The organism is Dehalobacter sp. CP, from assembly GCF_047652685.1.
Taxonomy (GTDB): domain Bacteria; phylum Bacillota; class Desulfitobacteriia; order Desulfitobacteriales; family Syntrophobotulaceae; genus Dehalobacter.
This window is the reverse complement of sequence record NZ_CP157399.1, coordinates 1,077,023-1,101,120: the sequence shown is the minus strand read 5'-3', so window position 1 is coordinate 1,101,120 and position 24,098 is coordinate 1,077,023. Positions and strand designations below refer to the sequence as shown.

26 protein-coding genes, 1 pseudogene and 1 riboswitch are annotated in these 24,098 nt (G+C 44.3%); of the genes and pseudogenes, 8 read left to right on the top strand and 19 right to left on the bottom strand.

Translation table 11 applies throughout. The annotated features are described in order from the left end of the window. Positions 1–190: 190 nt before the first annotated feature. Positions 191–910: a demethylmenaquinone methyltransferase gene (locus tag AAH944_RS05565; protein ID WP_415537154.1), complete on the bottom strand. Its 720-nt coding sequence runs from the start codon at positions 908–910 to the stop codon at positions 191–193. Between the two features lie 186 nt (positions 911–1,096). Continuing rightward, positions 1,097–1,203: riboswitch (TPP riboswitch) on the top strand. Between the two features lie 116 nt (positions 1,204–1,319). Between AAH944_RS05565 and AAH944_RS05560 the strand changes: the two genes are divergently transcribed. The 6 genes from AAH944_RS05560 (at position 1,320) to AAH944_RS05535 (ending at position 7,103) form a co-directional block, all read left to right on the top strand. Next, positions 1,320–1,607, top strand: coding sequence for an MTH1187 family thiamine-binding protein (locus tag AAH944_RS05560; protein ID WP_015042425.1), 288 nt, complete (start codon positions 1,320–1,322; stop codon positions 1,605–1,607). A 22-nt stretch (positions 1,608–1,629) separates the two neighbouring features. Continuing rightward, positions 1,630–2,427 carry an ABC transporter permease gene (locus tag AAH944_RS05555; RefSeq protein ID WP_415537793.1) on the top strand — a complete coding sequence of 266 codons (798 nt, stop codon included), beginning with the start codon at positions 1,630–1,632 and terminating at the stop codon, positions 2,425–2,427. 85 nt (positions 2,428–2,512) lie between these two features. Further along, entirely contained in the window at positions 2,513–3,526 is a 1,014-nt protein-coding gene (locus AAH944_RS05550; protein WP_415537152.1) for an ABC transporter substrate-binding protein, read from the top strand. 15 nt (positions 3,527–3,541) lie between these two features. Continuing rightward, positions 3,542–4,291, top strand: coding sequence for an ABC transporter ATP-binding protein (locus AAH944_RS05545; RefSeq protein WP_415537150.1), 750 nt, complete (start codon positions 3,542–3,544; stop codon positions 4,289–4,291). 128 nt (positions 4,292–4,419) lie between these two features. After that, positions 4,420–4,707 (top strand): late competence development ComFB family protein, encoded by a 288-nt coding sequence (locus AAH944_RS05540; protein WP_019225747.1) that lies wholly within the window; start codon positions 4,420–4,422, stop codon positions 4,705–4,707. Positions 4,708–4,847: 140 nt separating this feature from the next. Then, the gene (locus AAH944_RS05535) at positions 4,848–7,103 is read left to right on the top strand and encodes a DEAD/DEAH box helicase (protein WP_415537791.1); all 2,256 of its coding nucleotides are present in this window, start codon (positions 4,848–4,850) and stop codon (positions 7,101–7,103) included. An 85-nt stretch (positions 7,104–7,188) separates the two neighbouring features. Here the strand turns inward: AAH944_RS05535 and AAH944_RS05530 are convergent, their stop codons facing one another. The 5 genes from AAH944_RS05530 to AAH944_RS05510 form a co-directional block, all read right to left on the bottom strand. Further along, positions 7,189–7,437, bottom strand: coding sequence for a hypothetical protein (locus tag AAH944_RS05530; RefSeq protein WP_415537147.1), 249 nt, complete (start codon positions 7,435–7,437; stop codon positions 7,189–7,191). A gap of 342 nt (positions 7,438–7,779) precedes the next feature. Beyond that, positions 7,780–8,001, bottom strand: coding sequence for a spore photoproduct lyase family protein (locus tag AAH944_RS05525; protein WP_415537145.1), 222 nt, complete (start codon positions 7,999–8,001; stop codon positions 7,780–7,782). Between the two features lie 164 nt (positions 8,002–8,165). Then, positions 8,166–10,076, bottom strand: a complete 1,911-nt coding sequence (locus AAH944_RS05520; protein WP_415537143.1) for an APC family permease — start codon at positions 10,074–10,076, stop codon at positions 8,166–8,168. A 33-nt stretch (positions 10,077–10,109) separates the two neighbouring features. Next, positions 10,110–10,793, bottom strand: coding sequence for a response regulator (locus tag AAH944_RS05515; RefSeq protein WP_415537141.1), 684 nt, complete (start codon positions 10,791–10,793; stop codon positions 10,110–10,112). A gap of 1 nt (position 10,794) precedes the next feature. After that, positions 10,795–12,342 (bottom strand): DUF4118 domain-containing protein, encoded by a 1,548-nt coding sequence (locus AAH944_RS05510; protein WP_415537139.1) that lies wholly within the window; start codon positions 12,340–12,342, stop codon positions 10,795–10,797. A gap of 504 nt (positions 12,343–12,846) precedes the next feature. On the opposite strand from AAH944_RS05510, the gene AAH944_RS05505 reads away from it, so the two are divergent. Continuing rightward, on the top strand, positions 12,847–13,071 hold the full coding sequence (locus tag AAH944_RS05505; protein WP_415537138.1) for a DUF1659 domain-containing protein: 225 nt from the start codon (positions 12,847–12,849) through the stop codon (positions 13,069–13,071). A 38-nt stretch (positions 13,072–13,109) separates the two neighbouring features. Next, positions 13,110–13,349: a DUF2922 domain-containing protein gene (locus AAH944_RS05500; protein WP_415537136.1), complete on the top strand. Its 240-nt coding sequence runs from the start codon at positions 13,110–13,112 to the stop codon at positions 13,347–13,349. Positions 13,350–13,430: 81 nt separating this feature from the next. On the opposite strand, the gene AAH944_RS05495 is transcribed toward AAH944_RS05500, so the two are convergent. The 13 genes and pseudogenes from AAH944_RS05495 to phoU form a co-directional block, all read right to left on the bottom strand. Beyond that, positions 13,431–14,321, bottom strand: coding sequence for a DUF3102 domain-containing protein (locus AAH944_RS05495; protein ID WP_415537134.1), 891 nt, complete (start codon positions 14,319–14,321; stop codon positions 13,431–13,433). A gap of 140 nt (positions 14,322–14,461) precedes the next feature. Further along, a complete protein-coding gene (locus tag AAH944_RS05490; RefSeq protein ID WP_415537132.1) occupies positions 14,462–14,650 on the bottom strand; it encodes a hypothetical protein in 189 nt (62 codons plus the stop codon). 70 nt (positions 14,651–14,720) lie between these two features. Further along, positions 14,721–14,975: pseudogene (locus tag AAH944_RS05485) on the bottom strand (methyltransferase family protein); the annotation flags it as partial. Positions 14,976–15,014: 39 nt separating this feature from the next. After that, positions 15,015–16,271: an NAD(P)-dependent malic enzyme gene (locus tag AAH944_RS05480; RefSeq protein WP_415537130.1), complete on the bottom strand. Its 1,257-nt coding sequence runs from the start codon at positions 16,269–16,271 to the stop codon at positions 15,015–15,017. A gap of 351 nt (positions 16,272–16,622) precedes the next feature. Continuing rightward, positions 16,623–17,504, bottom strand: coding sequence for an HpcH/HpaI aldolase/citrate lyase family protein (locus AAH944_RS05475; RefSeq protein ID WP_415537128.1), 882 nt, complete (start codon positions 17,502–17,504; stop codon positions 16,623–16,625). Between the two features lie 130 nt (positions 17,505–17,634). Further along, positions 17,635–18,531, bottom strand: coding sequence for a succinate--CoA ligase subunit alpha (locus AAH944_RS05470; RefSeq protein ID WP_415537126.1), 897 nt, complete (start codon positions 18,529–18,531; stop codon positions 17,635–17,637). A gap of 45 nt (positions 18,532–18,576) precedes the next feature. Beyond that, positions 18,577–18,867 carry a hypothetical protein gene (locus AAH944_RS05465; protein ID WP_415537124.1) on the bottom strand — a complete coding sequence of 97 codons (291 nt, stop codon included), beginning with the start codon at positions 18,865–18,867 and terminating at the stop codon, positions 18,577–18,579. Positions 18,868–18,876: 9 nt separating this feature from the next. Then, positions 18,877–20,151, bottom strand: coding sequence for an ATP-grasp domain-containing protein (locus tag AAH944_RS05460; protein WP_019226679.1), 1,275 nt, complete (start codon positions 20,149–20,151; stop codon positions 18,877–18,879). A gap of 239 nt (positions 20,152–20,390) precedes the next feature. After that, positions 20,391–20,837, bottom strand: a complete 447-nt coding sequence (rnhA, locus tag AAH944_RS05455) for a ribonuclease HI (RefSeq protein WP_415537122.1) — start codon at positions 20,835–20,837, stop codon at positions 20,391–20,393. 8 nt (positions 20,838–20,845) lie between these two features. Next, positions 20,846–21,304 (bottom strand): N-acetyltransferase, encoded by a 459-nt coding sequence (locus tag AAH944_RS05450; RefSeq protein WP_415537120.1) that lies wholly within the window; start codon positions 21,302–21,304, stop codon positions 20,846–20,848. A gap of 46 nt (positions 21,305–21,350) precedes the next feature. Beyond that, entirely contained in the window at positions 21,351–21,890 is a 540-nt protein-coding gene (gene thpR / locus AAH944_RS05445) for an RNA 2',3'-cyclic phosphodiesterase (RefSeq protein WP_415537118.1), read from the bottom strand. A gap of 48 nt (positions 21,891–21,938) precedes the next feature. Continuing rightward, positions 21,939–23,162: a hypothetical protein gene (locus tag AAH944_RS05440; RefSeq protein WP_415537116.1), complete on the bottom strand. Its 1,224-nt coding sequence runs from the start codon at positions 23,160–23,162 to the stop codon at positions 21,939–21,941. Positions 23,163–23,327: 165 nt separating this feature from the next. Continuing rightward, positions 23,328–24,005 (bottom strand): phosphate signaling complex protein PhoU, encoded by a 678-nt coding sequence (gene phoU, locus AAH944_RS05435; RefSeq protein WP_415537114.1) that lies wholly within the window; start codon positions 24,003–24,005, stop codon positions 23,328–23,330. Between the last annotated feature and the right edge of the window lie 93 nt (positions 24,006–24,098).

Below are 24,098 nucleotides of genomic sequence, written 5' to 3'. Positions count from 1 at the left end.
CAATGAATTATGTCAGTAAATAATCCCTTCGTAAAACGTTGAATTAAGAAAAATGATTATCTGTATTATCTTTTGCTGTGAAAATAGAATTATCCTCGGTGTTGACCCGGGGATAATTCTATTACGTTATTTACTGCTATTATTGTTGTCTATCAATTTAATTCTTTATTTTTAATTCTATTTGTTTGATTCATCTTGGTTTTCGGCCATACACGATTGCCACAACACCGCCGACGAGATTTTTATATCCCGCATCCTGAAGTCCGCATTCAGCAAAGATCAGGGTGAGCTGACGCTGAGATTCAAATTCACAGGCCGAATCATAAAGATACGTGTATTCTTTTTGTTTTCCGCCGTGAATTTTTCCCAGCCACGGAACGATCTTCTCAAAATATAGCCAGTAAAGCTGTTTGAAAACCGGCATAGTCGGTTTTCCCATATCCAGAGATACGACCATCGAACCAGGTTTGACAACACGGATCATTTCCCGGATTCCGCGGCGCAGATCAGGAAGGTTCCTGAGCCCCCAGCCAACGGTCGCTCCGTCAAAACTGTTGTCGGTAAAAGGCAAGCTCATCGCATTGCCCTGCAAAAGCTCAATACTCGCTTTGTAACGGTCATTTTCAATATTTTTACGACCGACAGCCAGCATTTCCTCTGAAAAATCGACTCCGGTGACTCTGCCGGAATCCCCGACGGCGACGGCAATTTCTCTGGTAAGCTTGCCGGTTCCGCAGCACAGGTCAATCATCTTCATTCCGGGTTTAGCCTCGACAATCCTGACTGCTTTGGCCCGCCAGGCGTTATCCATCCCCATACTCATCAGGGAATTCATTAGATCATATTTCCCGGCAATTGCGTTAAACGTTTCCTTGACGTATTCTGATTTATCTTTGCCTGCAAAATCCATTTTCTCTCTCCTTGTACCATCTTGCCCAGTATATGGTCAGTACTATCATATGATAATTAGCCCAAATTGTCCAATTTAAGAACTATCTAGAATATCTCACCTGAGAAGCAAATGATCTGATGAAAAGCAAATAGTAATCTAAAACACTATTGCTAATGATTTTCAACTATGGTAGGATAAAACTAATTTAATAGTATGGGGAGCTGGGGATGCTGGCTGAGAGGGATATCACGTATCCGACCCTTAAAACTGATCTGGGTAATGCCAGCGTAGTAATAATAAAAAACTTTAATAACTGCGCTGCCTTTGCAGCGTTTTTTGTTTGTCGGTCATCGTCGATAAGCAGTGTCTTATTATTTAGAAAGTCCCGGACAGTAATCTAAAAAAATACGTGAAGGAGAAATGTATTTTGGCAAAGATAACAATGGCCTTTCAGGTCATTCCAAAAGTGGAGGAATCCAGAATCTATCCGGTTGTTGATGAAGCAATTAAAGTTGTCGCCCAAAGCGGCCTTCCCTACGAAGTCGGTCCGATGGAAACAGCACTTGAAGGAGAGCCTGATGAAATCTGGCAGGTCATCAAAGATGCCATGGAGGCTTGTATCAAAGCCGGGGCTTCTAGAGTAATGACCAATGTAAAAATTGACTATGTACCCCAGGGTTCCACGATCAATGAAAAAATTGCCAAGTACCGCTGAAAAGAAGGGATCCGGATCCCTATTGCTAAAAAACAATAGCCGGAGATTCCGACCACCGGCTGCATTGCTGAGGTATGCCCCTGCCCTTTTCTTTTTGGTTGTGCTGCTGGCAGTCTGGCAGTTTACGGTAAATTACTTCAGCATCCCCCACTGGCTTCTTCCCTCTCCTTCTCAGATCGGGAAAGCTCTCTGGAATACGAGGGACATGATGTGGGGCCATACCAAAGTAACGATCATTGAGACGACGTTGGGTTTAGGGCTTGCTGTTGCTCTGGGCATGACAGTTAGTACACTGATGACGCTGTTTCCGCTGTCCCGGCGGGTGTTTTATCCATTTCTGATCATTTCCCAGACGATCCCCTTGATAGCGGTCGCACCGCTGCTGTTGCTCTGGCTGGGGTATGGGGTACTGCCTAAAATCTTAATTGTCGTTCTGGTCTGTTTTTTTCCGATCGCGATCAGTTTGCTTGAAGGCCTTGAATTAAGCGATTTGGATCTTCTGCATTTGCTGCAAAGCATGGGCGCATCCAAATGGCAGGTATTCTCCCTAATCCGCTGGCCGCACGCCATGCCGGCACTGTTTTCAGGCTTAAAAATTGCTGCTGCCTACAGTGTCATGACGGCTGTCATCAGTGAATGGCTTGGAGCAAGCCAGGGGCTCGGTGTCTATCTGCTGCGTTCTTCGAATAATTTCCTTACCGACAGAGTATTTGCAGCAATCATTGCAATCACTGCTCTCAGCTTCTTTTATTATGCAATCATTATTATTCTGACCAGGCTACTGCTTCCCTGGTATTCCCGATACAGGCGAACAAGCTGACCCATGGACGTATCTTTCGTCCCCTTAAACAAGGAGAAAAAGATACATTCCTTCGCCCCCCAAAAAATACAAGTGAGGTATAAAAATGAAAACGAAAAAGATATTGGTTACGTTTATTGTGCTCCTTCTGATTCTCACTGTGACTCTTTCGGGTTGCAGCAAACAGGCTGAACAGAACTCCAGCCAGAATAACCAGCCGGTTAAACTAACGCTTATGCTGGACTGGACGCCGAATACGAATCATACCGGACTATTTGTTGCTCAGGATAAAGGCTACTTCAAAGACCAGGGACTCGAAGTCAACATTGTCAACCCATCTAGCCAAGGAACACTCGAGCAGCTTGTTGCAACCGGAAAGGTAGATTTTGGTATCAGTGCGCAGGAACAGGTTACATCTGCCCGCCTCAGTGACTTGCCACTTGTCTCTCTGGCAACCATCATTCAGCACAACACCTCTGGTTTTGTCTCGCTGAGAAGTAAGAATATCCTGACAGCCAAGGATTTTGAAGGGAAAACATACGGCGGCTGGGGGTTGCCTTCGGAAACCGCGATCCTTACAGCGCTGATGCAAAAAGAAAATGCCGACTTCAGCAAAATCAATATGGTCAATATCGGGGAAACCGATCAGTTGGCCTCTTTGAATAGCAATATCGATCTGACCTGGATTTTCTATGGTTGGACAGGTATCCAGGCTGAAATCAGAGGACAGGAACTTAATATGATCTGGCTGAAAGATATCGACCCTGCCCTCGATTATTACACACCGGTCATTGTCTCGAACGAGGAAATGATTCAGAGTAACCCCGATACTGTCCGCAAAATGATGCAGGCAATTAGTGCCGGCTACGAATATGCAATTGAGAATCCGGAAGAATCAGCTGAAATCTTAATCAAATACGCTCCTGAATCCGATCCGGAAATGATCAAACGCAGCCAAGCCTGGCTGAGCCCGCAGTACAAAGCCGATACGAAACAATGGGGTGTCCAGAAAGCAACTGTCTGGGAAAACTACAGCAAGTGGCTCTATGACAATAAGCTCGTCACCAAAATGATGGATTCATCCAAAGCTTTTACCAATGACTTTCTTCCGACTAGATAACGGAGGTCAGACGCCTTGACGCTTGCCTTAAAAAACCTTTCGAAAACCTATATTGAAAACGGTCAGTCCATGGAGATTTTCCGGGATTTGAATCTGACCATTGAGAGCGGTTCTTTCGTCTCCCTGATCGGGCCTTCCGGTTCCGGCAAGAGTACGCTGTGCAATCTTATCGCTGGTATTGAAAAGCCCGATCAGGGGCAAATCCTTCTCGATGACCAGGAAATCAACGGAATGCCAGGATATGTCGGCTACATGTTTCAAAAAGACCTGCTTCTTCCGTGGCGGACTCTTCGGGAAAATGTAACGCTGGGCTGCGATCTCATACGCCAGGATAAAAAAATCTCTTCAATCGAGGCCCTCAAGGGTTTAGAGCATTTTGGGCTGCTCGATTTTGCCGATTACTATCCTCATCAGCTTTCCGGCGGCATGAAACAGCGCGGCGCCCTGCTCCGAACCATCCTATTCGGACAGTCCACGCTGCTTTTGGATGAGCCTTTCGGGGCGCTTGATGCCCTGACCCGCAGAGAAATGCAGCTTTGGCTGCTATCAATCTGGATTGAAACGAAGCATACCGTACTCTTTATTACCCATGATATTGAAGAGGCAATTCTGCTGTCGGATAAAATTTTTGTACTCAGCAAATACCCGGCAGAAATTGTCGAGGTCATCGACGTTCCGTTTCCCCGGCCGCGTGATCCGGAACTGATTTTCTCTTCCGGGATATTGCCTTTGAAGACAAAACTGTTTCACTTGCTGGGAACTTGATATTCAAAGAACGTTTGAAGATGTTTCAATACCTGAAAAACTTTTTCGAGATCCCGCTGGGTTCTTTTACCCTTTGGCGTGATATGTTAAAATAGGGTAAGCATTTTTTCCCTGGGAGGATAAGACTAATGTATGAACTAAAAAATTTTAGTGAAGTCATCGTGAAGAAAACATTGGAAGATTATCTGCCTGTCGCCAATATCCCTTGCAAATGCGAACGGTGTCAGGCCGACATAATGGCTTTTGTACTGAACCGCTTCCCTCCGAGATATTATGTTTCCTTAAAAGGCGAAGTCATGACGCACTTTGAATCACAAATGTTTCCGGACAAAGCCCGAGTTTTGGCAGAAGTCGTTGGTGCTGCCCAGATAGTTGCTGCTTTCCCGTCCCATCCGCTTGACCAGAAAGAAGAGTAAACCTGCGTGGGATTAATGACAGTCGCGAAGGCGCTTTAAATGATATGAGGCGTCTTTGCTTTTGTATGGGTATGGATTTGATTATCGCTATTTACTCTGTTACAATGATTGCGACTTCAAAATAAAAGCAGGTGATCAGCGTGATTTCCGAGTATCAGGGACTAAAACTCGACCAATTTCAAATGGATGCGATTGAAGCAATCAATCATGGGCATTCCGTCATTGTCTCAGCCCCTACCGGGACAGGAAAAACAATGGTAGCAGATTATCTGGTCGAAAAATCAATTCGGGAAAGCAAACGGATTATTTATACAGCACCGATAAAAGCCTTAAGCAACCAGAAATTTAAAGATTTTTCCCGCCAATTTGGCAGCGAGACCGTCGGGATCATGACCGGGGATGTTGTGATCAATCCTGGCGCTCCGCTGCTGATCATGACGACAGAGATCTTCCGCAACCAGGTCATCACCAATGATCCGGAACTGGAGCACGTTTCCTATATCATCTTTGACGAAATTCACTGGCTTAATGATGAGGACAGAGGTACAGTCTGGGAAGAATCCATCATTCTCGCTCCGCCAAATATTAAGATTCTGGGCTTAAGTGCCACAATTGCCAATGCCGCGGAACTGAAGGGCTGGATCGAGGCCATCCGCAAAGACACCGTTGTGTTGATCGAGGAACAGCAAAGGATCGTTCCTCTGGAATATTATTACTTTTGTCAGGACACCGGCATCATCGGCTATGATGACCTGATCAGGTTCTATTATCAGAAGCTTAAATCCACGGACAGAACCGATAATTCCCCGCTGTTTAAACCGACGTCACATCTTGACCTGATCAAAACTGTTGAGAAACAATATCTTCCTACCCTCTATTTTGTATTCAGCAGAAAGCAATGCGCCGATAAAGCGCATGAACTGGCAAATATCAAAAACTACCTGTCGCCGGAACAAAGCAAAGAAGTGAAAAACATTTTTTTGGAGCATTTTGGTGCTGAAGATACTTGGTCCTCTTCCACACGCAAATTATTCAGGGTCTGCCGGAAAGGTATTGCCTATCACCATGCAGGGCTTCTGCCTTTGCAGAAATCCGTCGTAGAGGATCTTTTCCTGGCGAAGACGATCTCAGTTCTGTACTGTACCGAGACCTTCAGTGTCGGGATCAACTACCCTGTCAAGGCCGTTTGCTTTGATTCCCTAAACAAATACGACGGACGTAGTTTCAGGGCTCTGGCAAACCATGAATTTTTTCAGATGTCCGGCAGAGCCGGCCGACGTGGTATTGATGAGATTGGTTATTCCTTTGCGATTGTTGATTTGAATTACTTTGAAAAAGAACCGCCGGTAAAATTTGATATTGCCAAGTTGGAACCTCTGACCAGTCAGTTCCGGCTTTCCTATAATACAGTTTTGAATCTTCTAGCAACACTATCGCCGGAGCAAATCGAAACCTATTTCAAAAAAAGTTTTGCTGCTCATTCCTATATCTTGACCGCCCAAAAAACGGAAGAGGAGATTCATCTTCTGTCCGAGCAATCAGCCCAAGCCAAAGAGAACCTTTGTGAGCATGTCGGGACCTATCGGTGCCCGCTGAATTACTACCCGAAAAAGAAAGAATTGGACAGACTTCATAAAGCCTATGACAAATTGGACCCGCGACGCCGCAATAAGATTTTCGGGCGTCAGATGCACCGAAAAATCATGAGATGGGAGAAGATCCTTAAGACTGCTCCCCAGAAATGTACCAGAAAACAAAACGACAACTGTAAATCCTTCGCCGGAAAGTGGATAAACCTCGAAAAAGAAATTACGGATCTCAAGAATCAATTGTTCTCAATGCCGGATTACAACACCTTTAATTCCGAATTCGGAAGAAAAAAAGCCCTGCTGCAGCAAATAGGCTATATCGGGAATGACAAGCTTTTGCCGCGCGGGGAGCTCGCCAGATATATTTATGTGCAGGAAATCCTGGTAACCGAATTGATTTACTCAGGAATCATTGAACAGCTGGATGATGACCAGCTGACTGCGCTGATTTCCTGTATTGATTATGAAAGCAAACGTAATGAGTATTTCCAGAAGTTTGACCAGATTGATTTTAAGCCTGTCAGGGAAATCCTGAATTATATTCAGAGCATCTGCGGGTCTGATGCTGTGCGCTTTGAATCCAGGGCGGCCGTCCTTGCGTATCATTGGAGCAAAGGCGCCGCATTAATTGAGCTTCAGCAGCTCTGCACCCTCGATGAAGGAGATATTATCGCGGTCTTAAGGCGGACCATCGATTTACTGCGCCAGATGCGGGAAGCCGTAACAGACCAGTCGTTAAGAGAACGCTTCAGCGTCTGCATCAAGAAACTGGACAGAGATGAGGCTTCGATCCAAGAGTTAAATTAAGCTGCCTTGCCCTCCGTAGCCGTCAAAAAGAGGAGCCGTTTTAGGGCTCCTTTTGTTGAGTCTGCCATTTCCGACCGGATTAACCTCAGGCAGACTTTTTTAATTTTAAATCTTTCCTAACCAAACCAATTCTGAAGATTGACTGCCCGACACTCAGGCTCTTACGACCAGCAGTATTCAGCCAAATACCACTCCTGCAAAAAATTGCTCGTTTGCTGCTATCGATAACTCCCGGCCGCTTAAGTACTTCCTGACCGCCTGACATACCTCCTTTCAATCTTCCTGTCCTGACTTGGGCCTTTTTTCTGTTCCAGGCGATCTGGTCGCCAGCCATGACAACGCATTGTCATACGTAATTCAGAAAAAGGCTTTACTCTAACGTTAAAGATATTCTCTGTATTGCTTTGAATTCCTTGGTCAAATAGTTTCATATTGTTTCTAAGTTTGTCGAAATGGAAAGAGCATCTTACTCCACCTATTTCAGACCACACAGATGATCGGAACACCGTTAAATTTTTGAGATTTCCGAACGGCTTGCGGTTTTCAGCAGTTTAGCCATCATTTGCTCGCGATTGACAAATAACCTGAGATATGAGCATTTGTTGTAATTCCATACCAAATAGCAACAAAGGCACATCGCGCTACAGCCGGAAGAAGTGTATGGTACCAGGAAATCCTAGACCTTACTGTTAGGCGTGTAGTTTAAGGATTTCCGTACGCCGATAATAAGATGCCGTTTCATCTTAGCAAATGCTTGGTTAGGATTATTGCGCAGTTGCTCAATATTGTTGTGGTTTTCAATTGGCAGCCATGGAACACTACCGAACTTTTCTCTAAGCTGTCTCCCGAGCTCAAAGTCCAAAACAGCGGGTTTGTAGAAAATTTTATCGGGATGCAAAGCATACATCTCCTTAAATCGTTTCCCCTTATAACGAATTCCCTGTTTAATAAAGAGACGTTTTTAATATTCTTAAAACTAATATGCCCGTAAAAATTTCCTAAAATACTTCGGCATAAGAAAAGGACCGTAAGATTTATCACTCCAGGTTAAACGGTAACTTATCATTTTTCCTCTGGATGATAAGGTACGCTGGTAACTAAAATACTCTTACGCAATAAAAGTAACAGTTTCATTAATTGACCGGTTTGGTTGTGTAGAAAGTTCTGCCATAGCCTTGGTGGAACAAATTCGGGAATAACCAGAGTGATCGTAGTATAACGCGGGTCATTTTCTAGTTTATCAAGGTATTGCAGCAAGTCATGGACAGTAGCCCTATAAGGTGAATCGACGATCTCTAACTCAACTTGTATATTGTTTTCCTTCCAGTGTCTCTGCAGCTTTTCTGCCCTCTCCCTATCTGATGCTACGTGCACTGCTGTAATGAGAGGCGTTTGCTCATAACCATAGAGGAGTGATTTAAGAACAATTTTGTTCAGATCAAACACTGGAACAACAATCTTACTTTTATACTCCGAAAGGTTCACATTGGAACGACGCTCAGATATTCTGGCAATTTGATGATTAAATTCATCCATATCATTTTTTGTCGCTTTAATGAGCATGATTTCCCGCTTGTATACTTTTGAGACGATATGGAAGAATACCATAAGCAATGGAATAATAATAGCAACTAACCATGCCCCTTCAGTAAACTTTGTAACTAAGAATACCAAAAACATCAAAAAAGATATCGCTCCACCGAACGCAAAGATGATAAAATCGCTGCGGAAATTCTTGGGTTTATCTCTGATACAATGTATTGCCAGACCAAAACCCGTAAGAGAGAAACTGATAAACACGCCGATAGCATACAAAGGGAGCATACTGTGCGTATTCCCGTGAAAAATGATAATCAAAAGCAGCCCGATAATACTCAAGGTCCAAATCCCTGAACTGTATACCAATCGATCTCCAAGGTTTTTGAAATAGCGGGGGGCATACCCATCGCGGGCCATGAGACTTAAGAGAATGGGCAGTCCTACAAAAGGCGTATTCGCGGCAATCATTAAAATCAAGGCTATTCCTGCCATTAACAGATAGTACATCAACGATTTGCCAAAAAACAGTAATCCAAGCTGGTTGATGATGGTATTATCATCGCTTGGAACAAGTTGATATTGACTTGCCAGAAATACCAACCCGACAAGACCTATCGCAACAATCAAGCCAAGGACAAATAGTGTATTGATGGCTCTCTTTTGGGCAGGGGCTTTAAAGGCTGATACTCCGTTACTCACAGCTTCAGTTCCAGTAAGCGCGGTAGTACCGGCTGCCATTGCCCGCAAAAATACAAATAGGGTCACACTTTGGGTATTCGCTGTAATCAAGGCCTGAGAATCCGGCAGGACAGAAACTCCATACATCAAATATTTAAAGACGCCAAACCCGACAAGTGCCAGAATACTGAAAATATAGGTATACACCGGTAAGGCAAAAAGACGGGCAGATTCTTTCATCCCGCGCAAATTTACAAAAGTCATAAATACAATGATCAGACAATCAGCCAATACTTTATGTGGCGTTGGTTCCAGCCAGCTAAATATACCGGTGAGATTCTCAACTGCCGAGCTGACACTAACAGCTACTGTTAAAATATAGTCGATGCTCAGACTGGCACCTGCCAGCAGGCCCATTTTTTCTCCTAAATACGCGTGTGCAACAGTATAAGATCCGCCACCTCTGGCATATTTTTGGATTGTACGGCGATAGAGCATTAAAATACTAAACAACAATAGTACAATTGCTGCTGTTACCTTCATGGATGCTGCATACCCTGCAGTCCCTGCTAAAATTAAAATGTATAAAATTGCATCCGGAGCATACCCTTGAGAAGATATAACATCCGAACCAAATACTGGGATGCCGCCAAAGACCCCAACCTTTTGGGTTTCTGCGCTTTTCGTGGCAAGGGGATGCCCAAATATCATTGTTCTTAATCTTAACCACACCAATTTATTATTGACCCCAGACATCGTTATACACTCTTTTCTTCATTTTTATATTTTCTACAACAACCTGAACCCAACCCCCGGTTCAGTAATGATATGGCGGGGACGTGATGGATCAGTCTCAATTTTCCGTCTGATTTGTCCCATAAAGACGCGTAAATATTGAATACTCGTTTCGTATTCCGGTCCCCAAACCGTTCGTAATAAATACTTGTGAGTCAGAACTTTGCCGGCATTCAGTGCTAAACTTTTCATCAGCTCATATTCTGTAGGTGTAAGTTTGATTTCTCTATGATTAACTTTAATTTGGCGATGTGAGAAGTCGATAACCAAATCATCGAACCTCAATATTGGTTCCTCTTCAACGCGGGTGGCATGACGTAATGTCGCCCTCATCCGGGCAAGTAATTCACCCATACCAAAGGGTTTTGTAACATAGTCATCGGCTCCATTGTCAAGTGCAGTAACCTTATCCGTTTCTTGTTCCTGAACTGAAAGAATAATGATTGGAACTTTGGACCATTCCCGTATCCTGCTTAACACCTCAATACCACTCATATCAGGCAGCCCTAAATCTAAAATCACCAGTTCTGGATGGAATGTAAAAACCTTATCAAAACCTGCTTTACCCATTCCTGTATCTTGCACGTCATAGCCATGGCTGGTTAGACTGACACGCAGGAATCTGCGGATTTGAATCTCATCATCAATAATTAATATACGCTGCCCCCTCTTCTCCATTTTAGTCTCCTTCTTTAAGTGGCACTTTTTCGGAGTATTCGTTACTCAAGGGCAAACTGAAAGTAATCGTTACGCCACTTAGTGTATTATTATCTGCCCATATATTTCCATGATGCGCTTCAATAATTCCTTTACAAATCGATAAGCCCAAGCCACTTCCACTGACTTGAAGCGGTGAACTAAGCCGGTAGAACTTATGAAACACCTTACTAAGATCAGCTTCCGGTATTGGATTCCCTCTATTGGCTATGGCAATTTCCAAATTGTTTGACTGTAGCCTAACCTGGATGGTTATCGTACTATCTTGTTCGGAGTACTTTACCGCATTATCTAGTAAATTAACAATGACTTGCTCAATTAACACATAGTCTGCTTGAACCATGGGCAGATCTTCGGGAATATTAATCTCCAGTTTACGACCTGTCAGCATCGTCCCTAAACTGCTTACCGCCACGCCCATAATATCTTGCATATCACACCAGTCCTTATTTAATTTGATCATTCCGCTCTCTAGACGCGCCATATCCAACAGGTTATTTACAAATCGCTTCATTCTTTCGGCGCCTTGAAGAATTGTTTGCAATAAGTCATGTCGCGCATCAGAGGAGTACAAACCATCATTATCCTCGATTAATCCTGTAGCGGCTCCAATAATAGAAGAAAGGGGTGTACGCAAATCGTGGGATAGCGAATTGAATAATGCTGTCCGCAAACGCTCTGATTCTGCTAGGGTATGAGCCTTTTTTGCTTCATCAGCCAGCTTGATTCTATTGACAGCGATAGCCGTCAAACCTGCAAACGCTTCTAAGAAACGTATTAGCTCAGCATTTACATGTTCCCCTCTATTTATGTGATTCAAGCTAATTCCTAAAACGCCTTGGTTCCCTTGTTCCATTAATAACGGCAGATATAGAGAGCTCGGAGATTCGAATACTTCTGTTCCCAACCCCGCTTTTAGTCCTTTTGCATACACCCAGGCAGCGGCTGCCAATTCATTTTTATTCAAAAAATGTTCGGGATTTGAGCTCTGCCGCAGTATGAGTTTTCCTCTTTCATCAGGCAGTAGTATAACAACCTGCGCGTCCAAAGTATCTGCGATTTTTCGGGCAATGTTATCTAAAACCACCTCCAGATTGTCAGCTGCTGTAAGTTCCCGACTAAGGGAATATAGGGTGGAAACTTGCTGCTCACGTTGCCGGGAATTTATAATCTGATCCTTGAGCCGGGAAGAAAGCGTACCTGTTGAAAAACCAACCAGCATTAATATTGTAAAGCTGATTAAATAACGGAAATCATCAACTGTAAACGTAAAATAGGGTGGAACAAAAAAGTAGTCAAAAGTAATAACACCTATCCCTGCTGTAAAAACAGCTGGCCATCTGCCCCAACAGGCAGCACTTAAAAGAACTGGTAGAAGATAGAGCATGGATATATTAACCTGCCCTAGAAATTCTTTCATAGGAGAAAGGAGAATTGTTAAGGCCAATGTCAATAAAGTTGACATCAGATAGGGTACCGCTAAATTATTTTGTTCATTGATCTTTTTCAAGGAAATCCATCCCCGGATCCAAAAATAACTTTATTTCTTAATATTGCCTATTATATCCTTAAATCTCATAAATTAAGTCTTAAAAATTACTCTAAAAGTATAAATAATATATAAAGATCAATAAGATCTTGATCAAAATCAAGATTAGTTATCAAATCCCCATTAATATCTATTACTTTAGATACCTATAAATGGATACATAAAATCATTCCTTAGATAGGATTTACTTAAAATTTTTGTCTTTTTATTAATAATGTATTTCCCGGCAATAAACACATTTTAATTTTCGAAGTAACTCAGGAGAAGCCCCAGCAATTTAGCCTATGAATGATTCTTGCCATCATAAATATGGCTTTTTATTTGCTTAATTCTACCTAAAAATGGATAAACGCAAACCACTTATGACATAATCCGGCTGTCACTATCGGACAAACACCGGCATAAAATAAACCGACAAGCTGGACAAGCCGGCTTGTCATATAAACCGGAGAGGAGATGATGGAAATGGCGGTTACTGCTACACCATTAACTTCTACGCTGGTCATAACATGCGAGTCCGGGGTAACGCCTGCCGGTGACCCGGTGACCAGAAAGAAAAGTTTCAGCGGCGTAAGAGCCGATGCCACGATCCAAGATGCCTATGACGTGGCGACAGCCTTATTCAGCCTGGTGCAGGATCAGGTGTTGGAAGTGGTCTTGAGCAGCAATTCGGAGCTGGCGGATGAATAACCGGCAGCCAAAGCGGATAGACAAGGAGGTGAGACGCAATGGCGGTTACCACAAATAAAGTCGTGCGCTTAACGTTCTTAACCAGCGGGGGCAAGACATTCGCAATCACGCTGACCAATCCGAAAACAGGCTTGACGAAGGCTGAGGCTGAAGCCGTGATGGATACACTCATCACGAAGGACGTATTCATCACTGCGAGCGGCGCTTTGGCCGCTAAACGAGATATTAAAGTTATCAATACGGAAACGGATGATCTTTACGATCCTCCGGAAGCGTAAGCGATAACCGCAGCAACCTGGGGGCAGCCCCGTTGGAAGAACCTCCGCCGACTTAGCCGGCTGGGAGGTTCTTCCTTAAAATCATGGTGTTTCGGGAGCAGGAGCCTCGGGAACCGCCTGTTCTGTCAGTCCCGTTTGTGCATTTTTTTCGATACGTTTTAACTTGCGCGCCGTCTTCGCGATAAACTCACTTGTTTGATTAACAAACAGCTTGTAAGCCTTGGGATCTGCTCCAGCCATCTCCCTGATCGCGCTGAACAGGTCATCGAATCCTTTGACGATTAGATCGTAGCGGGCGTCGGCCTGCGCCATGGCGTGGTTGATCTTGGCTATATCGCGCTCCCGTTCGATCTCTTTCATACGCCGGGCGGCCACGCTGTCGTTCTGAAGCGCTGCCAGCTCCCGCTGCAGCTGCGTTACCCTGCTCTGCTCGCCCCATAATGCCTGTTCTTTAGCCTCCGCCTCTTTTTTCGCCTGATCGCACTCCTCAGCTAAGCCGGTAACTTTGTCTTGATGGATCTTCAGTTTTTTTGCCAGCGCTGTTTTCTCTTCAAGAGCCTCGTTCCTGTCCTTGATCACCTGCTGTAGTGCGCTCACCGACATATGCTCAATATCTAGCTGCGTGATAAACTCCGCCCGTTCCTCCGCGGAGATCCCCAAAAGGGCGAAGGCCTGGCTGTAACCAAGTCTGGCAAAAGGCGCAGTGCTCACATCGGCTTCGGATAGTACGGACAGCCCCGGTCCATACTCTTCGGCGATGCGCATCAGTTTATAAGCTACACGCTCTGAGTAATCAACGGCTTCCTCCAGCCATTTGCAAAATTCCCCATAAGGGATCATTTCCTTGGCTTCCATCAAGCGCCGTCCGACTTCAACCGCGCTGACAAGCAATATCTTTCTTGTTTGTGCTTTGATGGCAGCGATTTCCCCGGCGACGACAGCCGGCGTTCTTTCAGTTGGCGTGCTCTCCATTTTTACGTTCCTTTCGGTTGACTATATTCTGTATCATATGGTATCAAAACTTTTCCTGTGAAATTTCGTGATGCTTAATTTTTATAAGTCAAAACAATTGAATATGTATTCAATTGTTTTGACTTATGTATAATCGCCAATTAACTTGGAATTCTGTCGTAGATAGCCATCAGTTTGATCTCCTGGTCCAAGATCACTTTAGGCAAATGGTATTCCGGTATTTCATAACGCATCATACCGCCGGCCTGGGAATGGCGTTCAAAGACAGTTATATCATGACCATAAAACGTCGCTAAAAAAGCAGGAAAAATCCCTACTGAAAAGAGCAAGCCCGCATGAACAGCGGGCTTTTGAACAATTTTCGTATAATGCTCATTTAAAGAATGTACTTGTGAACCTTTAAATATAACGCCTTACTTTATTCATATAATTTATGTACTCTTTCCCAAATTTCTTTACACACCATCTTTCTTCAGATAGGATAATCCAATGCGCTGATATTTGAAAGACCATTAGTATTGCAAGCAATATCAACGACTGAGTAAGCAGCACACAACCTAAAAAATAAATAAAATATGCCACATACATCGGATTACGGGAAACTCTGTATAATCCTTTAAGATCGATACCATTCTCCGCAGGTTTTGCAAAGCTTGACAACATATCATGCGGTGTAAGCGTCTAACCGCAATCTTATTTATATTGATTCGCCAGTCTCTTCTTCAGATTTTCCGCCACTAAGGCAGGATCGACCGGATTTCTGGCAATACCGGACTCAATCGCAGCTTTGGCTGTTGCAGCAGCGACAGCAGCGGCAACTTCGGGATTGAAGGCACTTGGGATGATGTAGTCGGCACACAATTCTTCCAGTTTAACGCAGTCGGCAATTGCCTGGGCGGCAGCAATCTTCATTGCATCGTTGATATCGGTCGCGCGGACATCAATCGCACCGCGGAACATGCCCGGGAAAGCCAGAACGTTGTTGATCTGATTGATAACGTCGGAACGTCCGGTCGAAATGACAGCAGCGCCGGCATTGATGGCTCTTTCAATCGGCCAGATTTCTGGAATCGGATTGGCCTGAGCAAAGACGATCGGATCTTTGGCCATGGACTTAATCATCTCTTCGTCAATGGAATCTGGAGCTGATACGCCGATAAAGACGTCCGCACCCTTGATCGCATCTCTGAGGCTGCCTGTGCACATTTCATAATTTGTCTTTTCAGCGATTTCGTCCTTATATTTATTCATACCTTCAGGGCGTCCTTTATAAATCGCACCTTTGGTATCGCACATGATAACGTTCTTCAGTCCCATGCTCATCATCAGCTTGATAATTGCAATCCCGGCGGCTCCGGCGCCGTTCGTAACGACTTTGATTCCATCTATGCTCTTGCCAACGACTTTCAGCGCATTAAAAAGGCCCGCCAAGGTAACGACAGCCGTTCCATGCTGATCATCATGGAAGATCGGTCCTTTGAAAATATTACGGGCTTTTAACTTTCCTTCAATTTCAAAACATTCGGGAGCTTTGATGTCCTCAAGGTTAACACCGCCAAAGGTCGGGGCTATTAACTCGACAAGCTCAACAATTTTATCAATATCATTCGTATTTACACAAATCGGGAATGCGTCAACGTCGGCAAAGGCTTTAAACAGAAGGGCCTTTCCTTCCATGACAGGCATAGCCGCTGCTGGACCGAGGTTGCCAAGCCCGAGAATGGCTGTTCCATCGGAAACGATACAGACATAGTTGGCATGATTGGTGTAAACATCGAGATTCGCTAAATCTTTCGCAATTTCTTTCACAGGATCAGCCACTCCGGGGGAATAGGCGAGTGTCAAATCGTCCCTGTCATTGGCAGGAACCGTTACTTTTACTTCAAGTTTACCAGGCCTTACGGCGTGAAACGCCAAAGCCTCTTCACGCAGGTTTTTAATCCGGGACATTCACATCTTCCTCTCACTTTATGGTTTTTTTCGTTTTATTTTTGGCTTAAGTCTTTTTTATTCAGTATGCTTTTTTTAAGTAATACATTGTCGTTATTTGACACATTGCTTATGTAAACAAATGATAAAAGCGTTTCGTTAAATTATCTCATGAATGAAAACAAAAAATCAACCATTTTGTTTTTGAAAGTAAGTATCAGAATCGGTGAAATTATCCTCTGATGTTAGGATCCATACGTTGTATTGATTTGAATAGATTAAATAGCGGATATTACAATGTCTGGCCGCCCCTACAGGGGCAGCCAGACATTGTGTCACTCGAGTCATATAAAACTTTAGAGCAACCTCAGCTTAAGCTTCTTTCGCTTCAATCTCAGCCTGAGCAGCCAGAATATCTTTGGCATTCAGGTATACGGGAGTATCCACCATTTTACCGTTGTAGGATACAGCTGCTTTTCCTTTGGCAATACCCTCTTCTTCAAATACTTTGACAACGCCGTTAGCCCATTCTACATCGGCCGGATCCGGAGCATACAGACGGTTGGACGGTTCAACCTGACCCGGATGAATAATCATACGACCTTCATAGCCCATCTGTTTGCCATCGGCAACGTTCTTTTCGAAAGCGGGAATATCCTGGTAAGCAACAAACGGTGCGTCAATTGCTACGATACCGGCTGCACGGCAGGCAACACCGACTTTGGCGCGTCCCCACAGCTGCTCATTCGCTTCAGAGGTTAGTTTGATCCGCATGTCGCGGCAATAATCTACAGCACCAAAAATAGCATTCACGTTACGTTTACTGGCCATACAGCACTCATAGGCATTCATGATTCCTTTTGCTGTTTCCAGCAGCATAGAAATTTTGATGGAACCCACTTCCAGACCACGTCGGCGCTCCAGCTCTTCGAGCTTCCAGTCCAGACGTTTGACATCATCAGGATGTCCAGTCTTGGCAAGCGTTACGCCATGAAGACCTTCCCAAACGACAGCCTCAAGGTCATCGTTGGTTAATTCTGTTTCCCAGTTGTTAATTCTGACATAAACCTGGGAACCATTGGAACCGGCGTATTTCAGATTCTCGGCAATAATTTTGCGTGCATTTTCCTTTTCTGCCGGCGGTACGGAATCTTCCAGATCCAGCGTGATGATATCAGCAGGAAAGCTTGGCGCTTTCTCAACCATCTTCGGGTTATTTCCCGGTACGTAGAGAATCGATCTCATAACAACCATTTTAAATATGCCTCCTATTTTTACCTTTAAGATTTTTTGGTAACAATGCTAAGTACTTTGTCAACTCTAAAATGCATGTAAATTACTGAGGGAAATTTTTGTCTGACCAGACGATACCAAGAATCAATCATTATTCCTTCATTTTATCCTTCAAAATAATCGGAATATCTATTGGCGTTTCAGCGACAAAACCGCCCGCTTTAAGGACAGCTTCAATTTTACTCTTCGCTGACCCGCGGCCGCGTTCGACAATATTGGAAGCATGGGAAAAACGTTGGCCTTCGGGAGCCCAGGCTCCGGCTACGTAGATCACGAAAGGTTTTGTGAATTTGCCTTCCGCAATAACATCGGCACATTCCTCTTCCTGGGAGCTGCCGATCTCGGCATAGACGGCTACACCTTTTGTTTCAGGATCTGCTTCGAATAAGGGCAGCAAATCAGCCATAGATGTTCCAAGTACAGGCTCGGTTCCGGTATGCACGACCGTACTTATGCCGAAACCACCTTCTCTTAATACCCAAGGGATGGTCCCTGATTGTCCGCCACTGCGCGAAAAGACACCGATATTACCTTTCTTAAAGAACTTGTTAGCCCACTCGACATTGCCGCCAAGCCAGCCGACAACTGCTTCTCCCGGTGTCAGAATGCCAATGGATCCGGGGCCGATTAAGCGGGTTCCTCTCAACTTGCAATAAGCGACCATTTCCATAATATCATGGATGGGTGTTCCTTCAACGCACGGAATAATATTTTTGACACCCGCGTCGGCAGCTTCAAAAACAGCGGTTTTCAGAACACTGCCCGGCACAAAGATGACGCTAAAGTCAATTTCATCCTGTTCTTTGGCAATCTCCTTAACCGTATTATAGACGGGGATGCCATGAACCTCATCCCCTTTTTTCCCTGGGCTGGTTCCGCCGATAACTTTGGTGCCATATTCTTTCATGTATTTGGTTCTTACAGATCCTTCACGGCCGGTAATTCCCTGGATAATGACTTTAGACTGGTCACTGATTAAAATACCCATTCTTATCCCTCATTTTAATTTTGTAAAGAAAATTGGCCAAATAAACTATTGTAAACCGCGTTTGGTTAGATAGACATCAATGCCCGCAATCGGAATATTGATGGTCAAAGCCTTATTCCCTTCGAACTTGCAGGCGATCTCACAAGCCAGACATTCTGTTCCAAGCCGGAGAACTTCCTCTGCGCTCAGATGCTCGACGGATGGTTTCCCGTCAACAATTTGAAGCAATCCTCTGGCATATTTTTTACAAGCTGCTGCGCACGCTTTGGTTTCACATGCGTCACACTTGTTGGTATCGATGCTTATGGTAATACTTTTTTCTTTGATTTCCAGCATGGCATTTTCCTACTTTCCTTGAGCATCTTTTTCCGCTCTGTATTCTTTGGCCAGAGCCAGAAGTCTTTGACCGATAAATTTAGTATCCGTGACATGCTCTTTTCCGTATATTTCAATTCTTTTGCCAATTCCGTCCGAAGTCATAAGCTCTGCCAGACCCTTGCGCAGAATCTCCATGGATTCATCCTCGCGGTTGCCGCAGAGTAACAGAACGCAAGGCAGGCCGGGCTTCTTCGGAAGCTCTTCCCACAGTACTTTGACAATCGCATTGGCATGGTGCCATTGCTCCTGATTCGCCATCATAAAGCCGCCAAGAAGATAACCGTCAATATTGGGCTGCGACAGTACGCTCTTGGCAACGCGATAGATTTTGGATCCAACAGGATTGCCGCTCGTGTCGGCATAGTTGGCAGGCTTGAGTCCTACCTGATTCAGCGCATCAAGTCCCATCATCGCCGAACCGCCGCCGATCGGGTGATAGCCGATATAGCCGGGGCTTACTTCGTCATAACCCATATTCATCAGGAAGCCGGTTCCACGGGCATCTGTTTCTTCAATGCTCCAGCCGATCATATCAAGTTCGGTGACTTCACCAGGCAAATCGCGGGCAATTTTAATGCCAAATTCCGGATGACGGCCCACAGAACTGTTATCAATCTCCATTTTGCAGTCTGCGCAGATCAGGCTTCCATCCTCCGTCATGACAAACGGATTGATCTCCAGGGTCTGGCAGTCATACTTTTTGTAGACTTGGGACAGTTTTGTCAAGAAAGAAGCAAACTTACTCAATTCTTTATTTGGAATGCCGGCTCGGACACAAAAATCGATCGCATCGTAAATTTGCAGACCAAAAATAGGGTCGATATTCATCTTGAAAATCAGTTCTTCAGGAACACTTTCAATATCCATGCCGCCTTCTGAGCTGAACATCAGCATCGGGCAGCGGGCGTCTCTCGCATTGTTAATGACAAATGAACAATAGTATTCTTTTTTGATCGCCAGTTTCTCCTCAATTAAAACCTGTCTGACAGGGAGCCCTTTGACTGTCTTTACCAGTATTTCAGCAGCTGCCGCCGATGCTTCGGACGGAGTCTCGACCAGTTTTACAATACCGGCTTTTCCTCGTCCTCCTGCCTGGACCTGACCTTTGACAGCCACGGACTTGCCAATCCATTCTGCCGCTTGCTGTGCTTCTTCCGGAGAAGATGCCGACCTGCCCTTCGGTACGGGTATTCCCGCCTTGGCAAGCCATTCCTTACCTTGATACTCTAGAAATTTTGCCATCCATAATCCCTTCCATATCGTCATATTGATTCTAGTACTTGTATATACTGAAAGAAAACTCAAAAAATTAAAGGAATATATGGTTATTCCTTTAATTGATTGTTCATTATTAAAGTAATCTTATGTATCGCTATTAACTTGTCTTATGAATTATTATAACGAAATTATTTGCAAAAACAAGACTAAATAAGCCGAATTGCATGATTTATTAGGGAAAAACCAATCTTGAAGAACTTGATTTAGGCCAAAGCTTCGGCAATCGCTTTGCGGGCTAGTTCGTCACATCGTTCGTTCTCGGGATGTCCGGAATGACCTTTGACTTTAACCCAGACAACGTCATGCTTTGCCGTAAGTTCCAGAAGCAATACCCAAAGATCACGGTTCTCAACCGGTCTCTTTTGCGAATTCTGCCAGCCATTCTTTTGCCAGCGGGAAAGCCAGTTTTGTTCAAATGCATTAATTAAATAGGCACTGTCACTGTGAACCTGGACACTGCAGCTTTCTTTCAGGGCGGCCAGTCCTTGGACTGCCGCTGTCAGCTCCATGCGCTGATTGGTTGTATTGCCTTCAAAGCCGCTGATCTCTCTTTCATGTTCACCATACTTCAGGACTGCCGCCCAACCTCCCGGCCCGGGATTGCCTGAACATGCTCCGTCCGTATAAATCTTTACACTTTTTACAGTCATTGAACCCCCTATTTTAAGTAAAGAATCAGGGCATTTTCATCACAATTAGGAAACTTAACACAATTGATGCATTCTTTCCAGACCTTATGGGGCATTGAATCCTTTTCGGTAATTTCGAATCCCATATGCTTGAAGAAATCTACCTGATACGTCAGGGTAAATACCTTGGGGCAATGAAGCTCCCTGGCCTCCTCCAAAAGAAGCTCAACAATCTTGCGGCCTAACCCTTTCCCCCTGTAGCTTTCCTCAACCGTCAGTGCCCTGATCTCAGCGAGATCGTCCCAGGTTATATGTAAAGCGCCGGTTCCGACGATCCGGTCATCCTCTACCGCTACAATGACCTCCCTGATTCCTTCATACAGCGCACTTCGGGTTCTGGGGAGCATGAGCCCCTGTTCTGCATAATAATTGATCAGGCAAATAATGTCTTCCACATCGCTTAGCTTTGCGTGTCTATAGGTTACCATCTTTTCTCCTTTATCTGTCCATGTTTCCCGACAAATGATGGAATGATCAGATCCGGTACCGGGCAACTGTCAGGTATTGCCGAATGCCTTTCTCCACTTTGCTTTGCATTAAAGCATAATGGACGGCATTCTCTTTAAGATCAAGCGTACTGCCCCAATTTAGGATATTTTGGTCGATACCCTTGATGCCGCCGCTCGCTAAAGTAAGATGAGGTTTAAAAGGCCTGGTATCAGGCGGTGCTCCAAATTGGCTCGTCGCCTGCTGGATCTGCTTTTGCAGCTGAATCAGCTTCGGTTCTTTTCTTATCCCGGCCCATAGTATCCGGGGCTGTATGATATTCGGGAATACACCAAGGGAATCAAAAGAAACCGCAAATTCACCGATACGTCCCGAAACACCCGCCAGGGTCTGTTTCAAAGCATCAAGATCCTTTTCTTCCACTTCTTCTAAAAAACGCAGCGTCAGGTGCAGGTTATCACGTCTGCGCCAATAGCCGCGGAGACCTTTAACCTTAAGTTCATCCTGCCATTTTTCGAATTGGTCAAGACTCTGTTCACTAAAATTCAGGCTGATAAATAATCGCATGCAGCATGACTCCATCGTATGTGGCATTTTCTCCTTACCACAATCTTACTATGCATCGATGCCGAATGCAATGAAGTTATCTTTTACTCCTTTAAAGCCCTCCGTCCGCCATTCTTTGGGCATGATGATCAATGGATATTTATCGGGATGCCTCAGCCAGGATTGGCACAGACGCAATTCTTCCATGTAATCGGCTTCGCAAAAAAGGAATATTTTGTGGTTCCACTCCAGTTGCGGATATCCCGGGAAACCTTGATGATGCTTCGCATAGTTTTCAAAAGCTGAAAACACCAGCAGCGTTTGTACAACTTTTAGCGATGGTTTCTCCAGAACAGGCTTAATAATCCTAATAGATTGATCCCGTTGGAAAAAATACAGTTGCCGGCTTTCAATCAAATCACTGAAGTCTCTTGGATACCAGGGAACTTCCAGGTACTTTCCAAAATATTGGGGGATGAATTCCCTGTCATAGATTATCTTAAGATCTAATAATTCCCTGGAATCAAGGCTACCATTGATCTCCATATTCTCCAGCAGTTCCAGTATCCCGTTAATGGCTCTGCAAAATTCATCATTAAGATTTCCGGAGAAATCGACCCACCCCAACTTTAGAAATTTGGAAGCAATATTTTTATTCCTGGTCCATTTTACTTTGGTAGACAGTTCAAACTTGTTCCCTTTCTTTTTAAACTCGGCAATTTGAATATTTCCCCAGCAATAGGTGATTTTGTTCTTTTCGGATACTGCCCGGACTCTTCTCTTGGCCAGGCTTTCAAAATAGTGGTTGATCACCGTCAGATGATTCCAGGCCACTGGATTTAATTCTCTTTGCCAGTGTTCCCAACCGGGGCGCAGTTCGCCTGTATCCAACCGAAAAAAACCTTTATCATAATCTTTTTCTGCCAGAACATACAAATTTGGGGTCAATTTTTCCCGCCAAAAAACCGTCCTGGCAAACAGCATACCTCCTATTTGAGAAACCGCACCTAAAAATACAGGAGAAAATTCTTTTGCCACATAATAAATCAAAGTCCTGCTGCCATTTCCTAGATGCCCTCCCCACAGAATCCCGCCCAAAAGAAAGTCTTCCTCCCTGTAGACTCCCTGCGCAGCGATGATTCCAACTCTGAAACTGATATCCCCGGCACTGAAATAATCAAACTGGGAAGGCAGATGCCAACCTTTCCTGACTTCTTCTGGACATTCTTCCCATCCGGATACACTGAAAATGTCCGGATTAGCATCCCATAATTCCTTCCATTTTATGTTCAAGTCAAATCCTCCCTTTACAAGCTGTTTTTTTATTATTACGCTTGATAAAGGCAGGAAATGACAAGGTATCTTTCCAATCATAAAATTATAAAAAAATTAACCCGGCAACGCCCGGGTTCTTTAGCTGATGGTCAAGATAGAATTAGAACTCTATGTATATTTTATCTATTTGTTTAAATTTTCCCTAACGCCTAATTGCATATAAATAACTTCTTCCCCGATATTCGTACAGTAATCGCCGATTCTTTCGATATAGCGGGTCGCTAGAAGCAGGTAGACCGCCTGACCCGATATTGCCGAGTCTTTCGCCATCATCTCATTCAATTCGTTAAAAATCAATTTATAGTAATGATCTACTTTGTGGTCAGTCTCAGCCAGAGACCGTGCAAGTTCAACATCTTCACAGATAAAAGCCTGGACGGCCGTACGCATCATTTGGACTGCTATCTCAGCCATTTTCGGCATGTCAATCAACGGCTTGATCAGTGGATCTGGTCCGATCCGCAAGGATACTTTGGCAATATCAACAGATAGATCGCCCATTCTTTCCAGAGAGGAAATGATTTTATAGCTTGCAACAATATTGCGGAGATCCGAGGCAAACGGCTGCTGGGTTGCAACAAGGTGGGTACAGAGCAGTTCGATATCCTGCTCAGAATCATTGATCTGGCCGTCATCGCTGATGACCTTTTCCGCCAGAGCCATATCCCTGTTCTTCAAGCTTTCCATGGCCTGTTCTAGCGCCTTCTCAACTAACACGCTCATCTCTACTATTTTTTTCTTCAGCTCCTGAAGCTGGGCTTCAAATTTATGGCGCATCGTATCCCCCCGGTGTGACTTCATCTGCAAAATGTGCGGTTACAAAATAGCATAACCTAATGTACAAATGATAACAATAGAATTTACTAAAAAGAGAGCTATCTAGTACCTTGTCAA

Coding starts and splice junctions, on each gene's coding strand:
- phoU (WP_415537114.1), bottom strand. CDS start 24,005: ATGAAGTCACACCGGGGGGATACGATGCGCCATAAATTTGAAGCCCAG.
- AAH944_RS05540 (WP_019225747.1), top strand. CDS start 4,420: ATGTATGAACTAAAAAATTTTAGTGAAGTCATCGTGAAGAAAACATTG.
- AAH944_RS05470 (WP_415537126.1), bottom strand. CDS start 18,531: ATGGGTATTTTAATCAGTGACCAGTCTAAAGTCATTATCCAGGGAATT.
- AAH944_RS05495 (WP_415537134.1), bottom strand. CDS start 14,321: ATGGAGAGCACGCCAACTGAAAGAACGCCGGCTGTCGTCGCCGGGGAA.
- AAH944_RS05530 (WP_415537147.1), bottom strand. CDS start 7,437: ATGGCTGGCGACCAGATCGCCTGGAACAGAAAAAAGGCCCAAGTCAGG.
- AAH944_RS05550 (WP_415537152.1), top strand. CDS start 2,513: ATGAAAACGAAAAAGATATTGGTTACGTTTATTGTGCTCCTTCTGATT.
- AAH944_RS05450 (WP_415537120.1), bottom strand. CDS start 21,304: ATGGTAACCTATAGACACGCAAAGCTAAGCGATGTGGAAGACATTATT.
- thpR (WP_415537118.1), bottom strand. CDS start 21,890: ATGCGATTATTTATCAGCCTGAATTTTAGTGAACAGAGTCTTGACCAA.
- AAH944_RS05505 (WP_415537138.1), top strand. CDS start 12,847: ATGGCGGTTACTGCTACACCATTAACTTCTACGCTGGTCATAACATGC.
- rnhA (WP_415537122.1), bottom strand. CDS start 20,837: ATGACTGTAAAAAGTGTAAAGATTTATACGGACGGAGCATGTTCAGGC.
- AAH944_RS05500 (WP_415537136.1), top strand. CDS start 13,110: ATGGCGGTTACCACAAATAAAGTCGTGCGCTTAACGTTCTTAACCAGC.
- AAH944_RS05460 (WP_019226679.1), bottom strand. CDS start 20,151: ATGGCAAAATTTCTAGAGTATCAAGGTAAGGAATGGCTTGCCAAGGCG.
- AAH944_RS05515 (WP_415537141.1), bottom strand. CDS start 10,793: ATGGAGAAGAGGGGGCAGCGTATATTAATTATTGATGATGAGATTCAA.
- AAH944_RS05520 (WP_415537143.1), bottom strand. CDS start 10,076: ATGTCTGGGGTCAATAATAAATTGGTGTGGTTAAGATTAAGAACAATG.
- AAH944_RS05565 (WP_415537154.1), bottom strand. CDS start 910: ATGGATTTTGCAGGCAAAGATAAATCAGAATACGTCAAGGAAACGTTT.
- AAH944_RS05475 (WP_415537128.1), bottom strand. CDS start 17,504: ATGGTTGTTATGAGATCGATTCTCTACGTACCGGGAAATAACCCGAAG.
- AAH944_RS05480 (WP_415537130.1), bottom strand. CDS start 16,271: ATGTCCCGGATTAAAAACCTGCGTGAAGAGGCTTTGGCGTTTCACGCC.
- AAH944_RS05465 (WP_415537124.1), bottom strand. CDS start 18,867: ATGCTGGAAATCAAAGAAAAAAGTATTACCATAAGCATCGATACCAAC.